Here is a 12,096-nt window from a genome sequence, read left to right as displayed (position 1 = left end):
AAGTCAGAGTCGGAACTCATGCCAAAATTGTTACACACTAAACTAATGTTTGGTGATTACATTGAACTTTCTGGAGTTAAAAATCCCGCAAATAGATGAGCGATCGCTAAACTTGGATCAGGCTGTTTAACTAAAGATTCACCTATTAATACAGCTGCTGCGCCTGCTTGTTGTACTATTTGCAAATCTTCTGGAGTATGTAGCCCTGACTCGCTGACAACTAGAATATTCCGTGATTGTAATTGATTACCTCGTGCTGCTAATAATTCGCAGGTAGTTTGCAGGTCAACAGAAAAATCTTCTAAATTACGATTATTAATTCCGACGATAAACTCACCATTTAATGCTAATACTCTGTCAAGTTCTGCCAAACTATGGACTTCAATCAAAGCCTTCATTTTCATCGCATTGGCAATTTTGAGAAAGTATTGTAAATCTTGGTCAGTGAGAATAGCCGCAATTAATAAAACTGCATCTGCACCATGAATGCGAGCTAAGTACATTTGATAAGGATAGATAATAAAATCCTTACATAAAAGGGGTAATTCTACGGTTTCACGGACTTTAGATAAGTTTTCAAAACTACCTTGAAAAAACTTAGTATCTGTCAAAACTGACAGACAACTAGCCCCACCTTTTTGGTATGCAGAAGCAATCTCTACTGGGTCAAAATCTTCTCGTAAAACACCTTTGCTAGGGGAAGCTTTTTTGACTTCAGCAATTAATGCTGGCTGGGTTTTACCTTGTCTGAGGGCGGCAATAAAATCACGAGTTGGCGGTGCTGCAAGTGCCTGTTTTTGCAATTGTGCTAAAGGTCGCCTTTCCCGCATTTTGTCAATTTCAATTTCTTTATGCCAGACAATTTCTTCCAAAATGTTATTTGGGACTATATCTGGCAAGGTAGACTGATAACGTAAAAAAGAAACATTAATTGTTGTGTTCGTGGAACGGCGACGAATTTGCATAATTTAAGGGCTGATTGCTGACTTTATGAGAATGAGAGACGCGATTCATCGCGTCTCTACAAGGGGCTAAACTATGGCTCGTTTGTAGGCTTCATCTAGTACTTCGGAAAGTGTCGGATGGGCGTGGACTAAATGAGCGAGGTCTTGGACTGATTGACGATGGGCGATCGCAGCTGATGCTTCGTGAATTAGGTCGGCGGCGTGCATTCCGAAGATATGAACACCTAAGACTTCACCCGTATCTTTGCGATAGACTACCTTCGCCATACCGTCGGATTCGTTTTCGGCTAAGGCTTTAGAGTTACCTTTGAAGTAACTTTTACTGGTGGCGATTTCAAAGCCTTCAGCTTGTGCTAATTCCTTAGCGGCTACTTCTGTTAATCCCACATAGCTGACTTCTGGGTGAGTAAAGGCGGCGGCGGGAATGCTGCGATAATCTACTACACGGGTTCTCCCCACAATATTCTCTACGGCGATGATACCTTGAGCCGAAGCGGCGTGTGCTAACATCATTTTGCCGTTAGCGTCACCAATCGCCCATACATGAGGTACTACTTCCCCAGATGAAAGTACGGCCATGCGATCGTCTACGGGGATAAAGTTTCGTCTGTCTAGTTCTATACCTAAAGTTTCTAAACCCAGATTTTTAGTAGCGGGGATGCGTCCTGTGGCTACTAAGCAAGCATCCACTTCGATCACATCAATATCTTCTTTGGTTTGGAAATCTGCCAATTCAATTACCACCGGCGAACCAGGGGTAATTTTTTTCGCGTATATGCCAACTTTGGTTTCAATATCACGAGGAGTAATTAAAACTCGTTCCGCCAGTTTAGCAATATCCCGGTCAAATCCTGGCATTAATTGGTCTAGGGCTTCAATCATGGTGATTTCACAGCCCAAAGCCGAGTAAACATCAGAAAATTCTAAGCCGATGTAACCACTACCAATAATCGCTACCCATTCTGGTAGAGATTCTAATTTTACGCCTTGGTCGCTGGTAAAAACGGTTTTGCCGTCTACTTCAATTCCTGGAGGTACGAAGGGTACTGAACCAGGGGAAAGAATGATATCTTTAGCTGTAACGGTTTTTTCACCACCATCTCCGGTGATTGTCACCTTTTGAGTGCCGGCAATTTTGCCCCAACCCCTGATAATATCGACTCCCAGACGTTTGAGGCTGTTGGTTAAGTCGCCTTGAATTTTCGATACCAGATTTCCAGCATGATCTGCGATCGCTTGGCGGTCAAATGCCACATTATCGACTTGAATCCCCAGGGATTTCAGGTGGTGGGCATTACGTAACTCCCGCACCCGTCCCGATGCTGCCAGTAAAGCCTTAGAAGGTATACAGCCCCGATTGACACAGGTTCCTCCCATGTCGGCTGCTTCGATAATTGCTGTTTTCAGTCCACAGCTAACGGCGTGTAAGGCTGCACCATGTCCGCCTACACCCGCGCCGATAATGACTAAATCGTAATCAAATCCATAACTCACGTTAGTTTCCCCGTGTGCTTCGCCTATTTATTCTCAACTTGACCGACAATCTACGCAACTCCATAAAGTTTGGGCGTTGCTAGATTAAAATTACATATTATGCTTTAATTTAGCAGGCGAAAATGTAGATTTTTTTATTATAATCACACAAAACAATATACCGCGTTTGCTTCTAGGGGCAATTCATAGCCCAATATTTAACTGTAAGTAGAGCATCCACTGTTATCTATATATCTTTAGCATACCATAGCGATCGCATATATCCTGAATTCTTTGCCAGAATATGATCAACCGAGGCTTACCAGATCAGAGTCGGTTTATGGGGTTTGTTTAACATTTTTTGATGTTTTAGTCAAGTTTATCCGGAGTTGTTTTTTGTATAACGGGATGCGGCTAAACGGGGTTGTTCCTGATAAATAAAAAAGATATGATGCGCCAACTGTATACATTATTGGCGTATTTTCAATTGAATCTTGTTTCAAATTGAGAAATTGCAATTATTATTTATTATCAGAACTTGATTTTCCCGCTTATGCATATTTTATCAACCCAAAAACTTCGCGTCACATTAGGCTTTGCGGCTTTATTGCTGGTGAGTGTGACTAGTAGTGGTTTATATACACAGTCAAAAAATCAACTACCAAATTCCGAAATTCAGGATGAAAACCCGTTCTTATGGACTAATTCAGCAAATTCTTTGTTAACGAAATCACAGATTTCACCCGCTACTATTTTCCCTGTTCATAGAATAGCGACAATTTTTCAAACCCCTGTTATCCTCCCCCAGATATCCAATCAAAGTATCAGCCAAAGAAATACTTCTACATCTGAGACATCTAAAGCATCAATACCTGTAAGTTATCCAGTCATTGATGAATGGCAAAAGTATAAATTTAGCATTCAAGGTAGTAAAGTTTTCAGTCCAGCAAAACTGCCCACAACAAAAGTTAATGTTAATCAAGCCGATTTACTAAGTGTTCTTGTGAACACGAGAGAATATTTTCAAGACCACGCTTCTGAAGATCCCAACATTTTTCGGAGAGGGCTACTAGGGACTCAAGGCGTAACTGTAGAAGATATTATCAAAACTTTAGATTTCATGATTACTGTTTTAAGAGATGATATTGCCAACAATCGCCCCAATCGATTAGAAAATCCAGATTTTATTAATACCCATTTTCGAGTCATTAAATGGTCTGCCCATAATCCTAGTAACCAGAAGCAGAATCAAGTCCGAATTACCAAATATGCTGTTTTCGAGCATACAGGTTCTCATACCAAGACATCTACTTACAATGTACCACTTTACGGTTTAAAAGAAGACAATATTACTGATAAATTCTACACTAGATACACAAAACAGGATGTTTTATCAGGTATTTATGAGCCGGGGGGTAAAGAACATGGTAGAGTCAAGCCTTTAGCTTATTTAACCCGTGCTGGTTTAGAAGAAGCCTTAATGCAGGGAACAATCCTAATTAATTTTACCGATGGTAAACAAGCTTTTTTCAATGTAGATAGAAATAATGGTATTTCTTATGTGCCGGGATTAAAAGCCACATCACAAAAGCGTTATTGGTACTTTAGACAAGTGGACGCTATCAAAGGTTATGGACATAATATAGATGCCAAAATTTCCATCAAGCCAGGAGTAACTTTTGCTGGAGATATCCTCAATATTGGCTTAGGTAGAATAGTGGTAATTGAACATACAAGAAATGGGCAAAAACAGTTGCAGATGGGAGTAATGGCTGATACAGGTGGCGCATTTTTACCAAATCTGCATCAACTGGATTTCTTAGCCGGAACTTTTAAGAATCGACAACAATTTACGCAGCATATCCGCCAATTACCTGAGTATGCTACAGCCTATTTTCTTGTGAAAAAGTGATAAATCAAGAAAAATATAGGTCAATAATTAATTATTGGCTATCAATATTTTAGTCTTGTCACGCCAGTAGGTTTGAGCGTTACGTTCTTGATAAAACCGTTTCGCTCATCAGAATTTCCCAGAGTACATCAAACGATAGCATTGTTATTCATGTCTTTTTTTGATGATTTACTCTGGTAGAAATTCAGGAGATAAAATCTCTGTGAGGGTGTAAGGACAGATTGCCGGAAATAATGATAATCCAGTTTCTTTTTCGGCGCTAATGCTAGCCAGAGGATAAACATCTTCTATGGCTTCAGTTAGATGAGGCTGAAGACTAGGGTTTTTTTGGAGAAGTTTTTCTAAACGCAAGCGTTGCTCTTTGATGGTTAATTGCCAACTCCGAGAGCGCAAGTTAGGCTGAAATTGCCATTTTAAGAGGTGCGTAATTAAGATTTCTAATCTGTTTTCTAGTTGTCGTTTTTCTGAGCGTCCCATATCTTCAATTTCATCGGCGATATTCTGCCAATCAATTTGATCAAGTTGCCGGGTTTTTAATAGGTTTACTTGTTCTGCTGTCCAAGCATAAAAGTCATTTTCATGGGTGCTTGAGTTCATAAGTTCTCCTGTTTTTCCAGGTTGAGGGCGGAAAGGTTAAGGTCATTAACTCTGAGTTGGGCTGTTGTATTCTTAATGCTCTTGTAAGAACCGATACGAACCTTGCATGGAATTTTACCTGAAACTCGAAATAGAGACATTACAGGTCAATATGACGTAAGTAGTTAGCTTATATGGTTATTTGCTAACGCAATATTAGTTTATTAGATATATATGTTGTCAGTTAATAATTTATATTTATATCAAGACCAGACACAATAACTTTATCTCATCCAAATAAACTAACCACAGAGGCACAGAGGCAAGAGGGTTTGAGTGGTCACTGAGCTTGTCGAAGTGAGATTTTTTGCGTTAAGTGGTTGAGTGTTCTTTTATTTGGAAGTCTCTCAATTAATTAGTTATCCCCAGTAGTGCTTTCTGGGGTAGAATTAGGTGAATTGAGAGAAAAACCAGCCTTCAGTTTTGTAGTTAGTCTAATAAAATTAACGAGCGCGGAGGGATTTGAACCCCCGACCCACAGAACCGGAATCTGTTGCTCTATCCACTGAGCTACGCGCCCTAACATTTCCCGATTATAGCACGACTTTAGAAATAATCAGCAGGGTTTACGGGTGTACCATTGCGACGCACTTCAAAATGCAGGTGAGGCCCTGTAGATAAACCTGTGGAACCCACAGCAGCGATCGCCTGTCCTCGTTCTACAGATTGTCCTTCCGAGACAAACAATTCGCTGGCGTGTGCATATAACGTAGTCTTATCTTTACCATGATCAATAATTACGGTTCTGCCATAACCACCGTACCAACCTGCAAATATCACGTTTCCAGAATCGGCGGCTCTAATTTTACTACCATGACTGGCGGCAAAATCTAACCCGGAATGAAAGCGACGATATCCTAAAATTGGATGTGTTCGCCACCCAAAGGCGCTGCTAGTGCGGGCGTTGCTGGGAAAAGCTAGTATTCCGGTTCCCCGAATCAGGATGTTGCTGCGGCTGTTGGCTTTGGCTTGGGCTGCTGCAACTTTGTTTTGAATCAGGACTTCTAAATTTTTAGAATCTTGATCGAGTCGGTTTTGTGCAGCTTCTAAAGCTAGGCGATCGCCATTTAAACGTTCAATTAATTCTGACTGTGATTCCGCCTGAATTTGATAATCGGCTTTTTGTACCAATAACTGCTGACGAATCAAAGCAATTTCGTTTTTTTGCTGTTCTACTGCCGTTTTTTGCTGATTGATTAAGTTGGCTTGGGCATTGAGTTTCGCTAAAATCTTTTGGTCAGCCTGATATACTAACTTCAGTTGACGACGACGGCTGATAAAGTCGCTGATATTTTGACTTTGTAGCAAAATTGCCCATCCTTGTGAAACAGGCGATCGCTGAAGATAGCGCAACCTCGCCACAGTTGCTGTGCGACTTTTCTCATAATCACTTACTGTCACCCCTAAATCTGCTTCTAATTCTTCTAGGTATTCAGTAGCCAGCCGTAATCTTTCTTCACTATCTTGTATATGAGTATTTGTAATATCTAAGTTTTGCTTTAAACCAGTCAACCGATTTTCTGCTGCTTCTTGCAAATTATTGAGGCGATCGCGTTGCTGAATTGTCTTTTCACGTTCTTGCTTAATTTGTTGCTGTTGTTGTTTGAGAGTATCAATTGATGATGTGGTATTTGCCGTTGCTGGTAGCCAGATAAAAGCAATACACAAAATACAGCAAAACGCAAGACATAAATTAAAGAATTTGGTTTGGGGGAAAAATAGCGATCTCATGCTGTTGATTTAGCAAAATGCAGGCATTGAAGATATTTTTCCCAAAATTTAGCAAAATCTAACATCTAAGATTCCTTTCCTCGCTGGCTTGCGGTTTAGACTCGGCGAAGAACCTCACCCTGGTTTTGCATCGCAAAACCTGTCCCTCTCCTTGGTAAGGAGAGGGAAAATTTATCTACAGGTGAAATTTTTACTTCTAAATTCCCCTCCTCGCTTGCGGGGAGGGGTTAGGGGAGGGGTTTCTTAAAACTGATTTTTCCAACTTGCCAAATCAGCCAAAGAGCGATCGCGATAACGTCCATAACGCTCTGGCTTACTTTTTATTTTTACTCCTAAATCCGGTAAAATGCCAAAATTCGGCGGCATTGGTTGAAAATGCTTAGGTGAGGCTGAACTAATAAATTCTAATAATGCCCCCATCATTGTAGTTGGTGGTGCTGTCAATGGTTCCTTACCCAAAGCTATCCGCGCGGCATTAGTTCCCGCTAACCAACCATCTGCGGCGGCGGCTGTGTAACCTTCAGTCCCAATCAACTGTCCAGCTGCTAATAATGTGGGACGCTGCTTAAATTGCAAAGTCGAGTGCATTAATTGCGGCGCATTCAGAAAAGTGTTGCGGTGCATGACTCCTAACCGCACAAATTCGGCATTTTCTAAACCGGGAATCAGGCGGAAAACTCGCTTTTGTTCACCCCAGCGCAGGTTAGTTTGGAATCCTACCATGTTCCAAAGTTGACCAGCTTTATCTTCTTGACGCAGCTGTACCACTGCATAGGAACGTTCCCCTGTGCGACTATCAGACAATCCCACTGGTTTCAGGGGACCGTAGCGCATGGTATCTTCTCCCCGGTGCGCTTGTTCTTCAATGGGTAAACAAGCTTCAAAAAATTTCGCTGTTTCCCGTTCAAAGTCCTTGATTTCAGTTTGTTCAGCTTGACGGAGTTCTGTCCAAAAGTGCAGATATTGCTCTTTATTCATCGGACAATTTAGGTAAGCCGCCTCACCTTTGTCATAGCGCGATGCCATAAACGCAACATCATGGTTAATGGATTCTCCCACAACAATGGGACTCGCCGCATCAAAGAAGCTGAGGTATTCCATCCCCGTGACACGATGCAAATCTGCGGCTAAGTCAGGACTGGTTAAAGGCCCTGTGGCTAAAACTACGATTCCTTCAGGAATAGCTGGGACTTCACCCCGGCGGAATTCAATTAAAGGATGGTTAGATAAAGTTTCGGTCAAATCTTGGCTAAATTGCCCTCTGTCTACAGCTAGCGCCCCACCAGCCGGAACCGCGTGTTCATCGGCTTTGGCAATGACAATGGAATTGAGTTGACGTAGCTCTTCGTGTAATAATCCGGTAGCGCGATCGCTGGCCATAGCCCCAAAGGAATTACTACAGACTAATTCTGCCAGATGTTCTGTATGATGGGCTGGACTAAAGCGTTTTGGGCGCATTTCATGGAAAATCACCGGCACTCCAGCCTGGGCTATTTGCCAAGCTGCTTCTGTCCCAGCTAGTCCACCTCCAATTACTTGTATCGGTTGTTTATCCATATTTATCGCTCAATTACCCAATTTAAATTTGCTGGAAGTGCATATTAATTATCCTAATTGATCAGGTTCATAGGATATTTGTGTAAACTTTTATAATATATATAAAAATTCCAGAGAGGAAATACTGATGGATCGCTCGAAAATTGTGGCAGTTATTACAGGTGCAATTTCTATTCTGTTAGCGATCGCCTATTTAATCTTAGTGCAGTTGCTAGACTACCGAGACATGAAACCAGCCCCCATTAGTCAACTGACACCACAACAAGTTGTAGTAGCCATTATAGGAAAATGCTGAGTGCTGAGTGGGTAGGGGCGGGTTTAAGCAGTCAGTCTGTGGTTCGTCGAAATCCTTAGTAAACCCGCCCGGACACCAAGTGCTGAGTGTTGAATGTAGAGTATAAAGCCAGTTGCTGCAAGGCTTTGGGGTATAAATACTTGCACAAATCAAAACATTTGACAAATTGGCACACCATTAGCCACTTTAATTGTTAGATTAGTTGATTATTCATAAAAAATAATTAATAGGGGGTCAACTGATGGCAGAGCCGAATCAGAACGATAAAAACAACTTTATTTACCCTCGCAGTCGTTACTATGGACAATTTCAGCCAAAACACTTAGTATTTAATGCTAATCTTCAAGAATTTGCTCAAAGAGTCGGCTACATCTCCAATTTAGAAACATCTGGGAAACTGACTCCCCAACAAGCGTATAAGAAAATTAAAACTCTTTGGAAACACTTGAAACACAGCAAAAAACAACTGAGTATTGGTAAACCTCCAGAACCACCGACTACGCTGTGAAATTATTTAAATCCCGGGCTAAGTCCCTGAAACTCGTCCGGGGTGAGTGACACCATGATATTTTCCGATTCTACTTGGATAATGCAACGCCTGTTAGCTTGACTGTCCGAGTTGGACTCGAATCCACAAACTACGCCAACTTTGCCGATTACATAAGCGGGACGTAGTATTAAAACTTTATCCCCTACTTGAACACTGCTTGAGGTATACAATATTCCTCCTATAAATTCTGCATCTTCAGAATGAAATTATACGAGTCAAATCCGATAATTATTTTATTTTACCTAAATTTTGTGTACTTTATAACCTTCTCTTAACTAAATTTGGCTTAAATCATGCATTAGCTTTCCCCGTCCCGTTCCTCTCCACTCTTCTCCCCCCCTTCCTCTTCTTCAGTAGGTTGCCATTTTTCGGTAGGATAGCTCCCATATCATCAACTGAGCTACACCCTAAACGAAAGTAATAATATGACAACTTCTCCCATTCCCGCTCAAGTATCCTCTGGTAACTCGCATCTCTTGCTACAACAATTAATGGATGGTGAATCATTGACTCGCATTCAAGCTGCTGAATTGATGCAAGGGTGGTTAACTGAAGCTGTTCCGCCAGAGTTATCAGGGGCAATTTTAACAGCGCTAAATTTTAAAGGCATTTCCGCCGAAGAATTGACAGGGATGGCGGAAGTATTACAATCTCAATCCCAATCCTCAGCACTTTCCCCACTCAGCAATCTCATAGATACCTGTGGTACTGGCGGCGATGGGTCATCAACTTTTAATATTTCCACAGCCGTTGCTTTTGTTGCGGCTGCTTACGGTGTACCCGTTGCTAAACACGGCAATCGTTCCGCGTCAAGTCTTACAGGCAGCGCGGATGTGTTGGAAGCTTTGGGTGTCAATCTGGGTGCTGCTCCCGAAAAGGTGCAAGCAGCTGTACAAGAGGTAGGGATCACTTTCTTGTTTGCCCCTGGGTGGCATCCCGCACTCAAAGCTGTTGGTTCTTTGCGACGGACTCTCAAAGTCCGAACCATATTTAATTTACTCGGACCGTTAGTAAATCCATTACATCCCAGTGGGCAAGTTGTCGGGCTATTTACTCCCAAACTTTTAACAACTGTTGCCCAAGCGTTACATAATTTGGGTAAACAAAAAGCGATTGTCCTGCATGGGCGAGAAAAACTGGATGAAGCTGGGTTAGGAGATATCACTGATTTGGCAGTTTTATCAGAGGGTGAAGTGCATTTAACTACTCTGAATCCTCAAGAACTGGGTGTAATTGCTGCTCCCATCGCCGCCCTGCGGGGTGGGGATGTGCAAGAAAATGCAGTGATTCTCAAGGCAGTGTTACAAGGTAAGGGAACTCCAGCACAACAGGACGCTGTAGCATTAAATGCTTCCTTGGCACTGCAAGTAGCGGGGGCAATTCCGTTGTTAGATCATGCTCAAGGTGTGAGTTTATCTAGGGAAATTCTTCAGAGTGGTTCTGCTTGGGAAAAATTGGCACAGCTGGTTGAGTTTCTACAGAATTAATTTCTAAACGTGATTGCGGTCTAAACTCGACAACATTGCGTCTAATTGTGACATCATAGTTACCAAAAAAGTCGTGACCTAATAACCCAGTTTCTAGCTGTTCGCCGGCGATCGCCACTGCCACTCTATTCACCTTCACGCCACCAATTGCCATCGAATCAACATAACCAATGGGAAATTCTACAGTTCTGGCACTGGCAGTGTTAGCCTTGGCTGTTCCCACTGGCACAACTCCCAAAGCATTAGCCATTTCTTGGGTGATCACTGTACCACTGGCTCCTGTATCCACAATCATCTCAAATTTCTGCTGATTGTTAAAAGTGACTTCTACAATTGGCGTTCCACCCATGCGTCGTTTGATAGGGGCAGTAAATACTGCTTTGGGTGGGGCGAGTAATGTGGAAATTGGCGAATTGGCTTTGACTGGTGGCTTTGGCTGTGTGGCTGGAGGTGGGGTTATGGTAGCAACTTGATTGGTCTGAGGTTGGGGAACAGCAACTACAATGGGTTGATTCTCTGGCTTTGGTGGCGGAACGGGGCGAGAAATAGCTTTTTGTCGGGCTGTTTTGACCTGTCCTTGATATTCGGCAATTTTGTCTTGGGCTGCATCAAATTCAAAGCTCTGTTCTGGTACTTTTTCCATGAAAGCGATCGCATCTTGGTACTGACTCACAACCAACTGCCAATCATCTGGCGATTGAGCCGATTGACTGATGCTCCAAGCTCCTACAGCTTTATCTAGACCCTGTTCAAAAAAAATGATTTCAGGTTCTGACGGTGGTAGTGCTTTCGGTGCTGGCTGTACTGATGGTGGTGTGAATTTAACAGCAGGCGACACCACTGCCAAATTGTCAGTTACTAAAGAATTGTGATGGCTAATAGTCCCAGAAGTGTGTTGACTTGCTTCCGGCACACTACGCGAACGGCTACCCTCAGTCCCGGTTTTTTGATTACAAGCAACACCCAAAACTGCGAGAGTGCTGGAGAGAAAAATCAGGGCTGCACGAGATAAAAACGACTGAAGCATAATTAACTTCAATTTTACTGAATGTAAGGGACTGCAAATTTTGTTTTGCCACCGATTCTGACCAAGCCCCGTTGGGGCGGGGTGTAGTGTGTGGGGTGTGGGGTGTAGGTTTGAGACAGCCCCAACAAAGAAAGGGGTAACAAGCCCCGTCTTTTCAAGACGATTGCATGGTCGCTGTCTTCCCTACACCCTAACCCCTACCCCCAACACCCTATTCTTGACCGAAACCTAGAAAATCCAGTGTAGGGACTTCCACATGAGATAATTAATATTCGCAGTATTAGCTAAATTGGGGACTCAAGACTGCTTACTGTTAACTGTTGACTGCTAAATAAATTTCAACAATCAAGATAATAACTCTTCCACTATACCCAAGGTCAAGCTTTGCTACACTTCTTGGGGGTAGACAGAAGAATGGCCTCTTTTGAAATTGGGGTAACGCCCCATGCCCAATATTTAATCT

The 12,096-nt window shown here is 42.4% G+C and carries 10 protein-coding genes and 1 tRNA gene; 4 read left to right on the top strand and 7 right to left on the bottom strand.

Annotated features, from left to right (window positions below):
- Window positions 1-56: 56 nt before the first annotated feature.
- Together trpC and lpdA are read right to left on the bottom strand one after the other, a co-directional pair.
- A complete protein-coding gene (gene trpC / locus ACM0OW_RS05390) occupies window positions 57-965 on the bottom strand; it encodes an indole-3-glycerol phosphate synthase TrpC (RefSeq protein ID WP_414549014.1) in 909 nt (302 codons plus the stop codon).
- 66 nt (window positions 966-1,031) lie between these two features.
- Window positions 1,032-2,459, bottom strand: a complete 1,428-nt coding sequence (lpdA, locus tag ACM0OW_RS05385; protein WP_414549013.1) for a dihydrolipoyl dehydrogenase — start codon at window positions 2,457-2,459, stop codon at window positions 1,032-1,034.
- Window positions 2,460-2,991: 532 nt separating this feature from the next.
- Between lpdA and ACM0OW_RS05380 the strand changes: the two genes are divergently transcribed.
- The gene (locus tag ACM0OW_RS05380; RefSeq protein ID WP_414549012.1) at window positions 2,992-4,350 is read left to right on the top strand and encodes a hypothetical protein; all 1,359 of its coding nucleotides are present in this window, start codon (window positions 2,992-2,994) and stop codon (window positions 4,348-4,350) included.
- 168 nt (window positions 4,351-4,518) lie between these two features.
- On the opposite strand, the gene ACM0OW_RS05375 is transcribed toward ACM0OW_RS05380, so the two are convergent.
- From ACM0OW_RS05375 to trmFO, 4 genes are all read right to left on the bottom strand, one after another.
- Window positions 4,519-4,947: a DUF29 domain-containing protein gene (locus ACM0OW_RS05375; protein ID WP_414549011.1), complete on the bottom strand. Its 429-nt coding sequence runs from the start codon at window positions 4,945-4,947 to the stop codon at window positions 4,519-4,521.
- 486 nt (window positions 4,948-5,433) lie between these two features.
- Window positions 5,434-5,506: transfer RNA gene (locus ACM0OW_RS05370), tRNA-Arg, on the bottom strand.
- Between the two features lie 26 nt (window positions 5,507-5,532).
- A complete protein-coding gene (locus ACM0OW_RS05365) occupies window positions 5,533-6,717 on the bottom strand; it encodes a murein hydrolase activator EnvC family protein (protein ID WP_414549010.1) in 1,185 nt (394 codons plus the stop codon).
- 243 nt (window positions 6,718-6,960) lie between these two features.
- The gene (gene trmFO, locus ACM0OW_RS05360; RefSeq protein WP_414549009.1) at window positions 6,961-8,274 is read right to left on the bottom strand and encodes an FADH(2)-oxidizing methylenetetrahydrofolate--tRNA-(uracil(54)-C(5))-methyltransferase TrmFO; all 1,314 of its coding nucleotides are present in this window, start codon (window positions 8,272-8,274) and stop codon (window positions 6,961-6,963) included.
- Between the two features lie 127 nt (window positions 8,275-8,401).
- Between trmFO and ACM0OW_RS05355 the strand changes: the two genes are divergently transcribed.
- The 3 genes from ACM0OW_RS05355 to trpD all read left to right on the top strand — a co-directional run bounded on the left by ACM0OW_RS05355 (window position 8,402) and on the right by trpD (window position 10,606).
- Window positions 8,402-8,569 carry a hypothetical protein gene (locus tag ACM0OW_RS05355; protein ID WP_414549008.1) on the top strand — a complete coding sequence of 56 codons (168 nt, stop codon included), beginning with the start codon at window positions 8,402-8,404 and terminating at the stop codon, window positions 8,567-8,569.
- Window positions 8,570-8,810: 241 nt separating this feature from the next.
- The gene (locus ACM0OW_RS05350) at window positions 8,811-9,077 is read left to right on the top strand and encodes a hypothetical protein (protein WP_414549007.1); all 267 of its coding nucleotides are present in this window, start codon (window positions 8,811-8,813) and stop codon (window positions 9,075-9,077) included.
- A 467-nt stretch (window positions 9,078-9,544) separates the two neighbouring features.
- Complete coding sequence (trpD, locus tag ACM0OW_RS05345; RefSeq protein ID WP_414549006.1) at window positions 9,545-10,606, top strand: anthranilate phosphoribosyltransferase; 1,062 nt, start codon at window positions 9,545-9,547, stop codon at window positions 10,604-10,606.
- On the opposite strand, the gene ACM0OW_RS05340 is transcribed toward trpD, so the two are convergent.
- Window positions 10,536-11,633: a TIGR02281 family clan AA aspartic protease gene (locus ACM0OW_RS05340; protein ID WP_414549005.1), complete on the bottom strand. Its 1,098-nt coding sequence runs from the start codon at window positions 11,631-11,633 to the stop codon at window positions 10,536-10,538. The two genes, trpD and ACM0OW_RS05340, sit on opposite strands and share 71 nt — an antisense overlap.
- Window positions 11,634-12,096: the final 463 nt, after the last annotated feature.

The sequence above is a fragment of the Anabaena sp. CCY 0017 genome (genome assembly GCF_963920885.1).
Classification (GTDB): domain Bacteria; phylum Cyanobacteriota; class Cyanobacteriia; order Cyanobacteriales; family Nostocaceae; genus Nodularia.
This window is presented reverse-complemented; position numbering and strand designations above follow the sequence as displayed.

Coding starts and splice junctions, on each gene's coding strand:
- trpC (WP_414549014.1), bottom strand. CDS start 965: ATGCAAATTCGTCGCCGTTCCACGAACACAACAATTAATGTTTCTTTT.
- ACM0OW_RS05380 (WP_414549012.1), top strand. CDS start 2,992: ATGCATATTTTATCAACCCAAAAACTTCGCGTCACATTAGGCTTTGCG.
- ACM0OW_RS05375 (WP_414549011.1), bottom strand. CDS start 4,947: ATGAACTCAAGCACCCATGAAAATGACTTTTATGCTTGGACAGCAGAA.
- ACM0OW_RS05365 (WP_414549010.1), bottom strand. CDS start 6,717: ATGAGATCGCTATTTTTCCCCCAAACCAAATTCTTTAATTTATGTCTT.
- trmFO (WP_414549009.1), bottom strand. CDS start 8,274: ATGGATAAACAACCGATACAAGTAATTGGAGGTGGACTAGCTGGGACA.
- ACM0OW_RS05355 (WP_414549008.1), top strand. CDS start 8,402: ATGGATCGCTCGAAAATTGTGGCAGTTATTACAGGTGCAATTTCTATT.
- ACM0OW_RS05350 (WP_414549007.1), top strand. CDS start 8,811: ATGGCAGAGCCGAATCAGAACGATAAAAACAACTTTATTTACCCTCGC.
- trpD (WP_414549006.1), top strand. CDS start 9,545: ATGACAACTTCTCCCATTCCCGCTCAAGTATCCTCTGGTAACTCGCAT.
- ACM0OW_RS05340 (WP_414549005.1), bottom strand. CDS start 11,633: ATGCTTCAGTCGTTTTTATCTCGTGCAGCCCTGATTTTTCTCTCCAGC.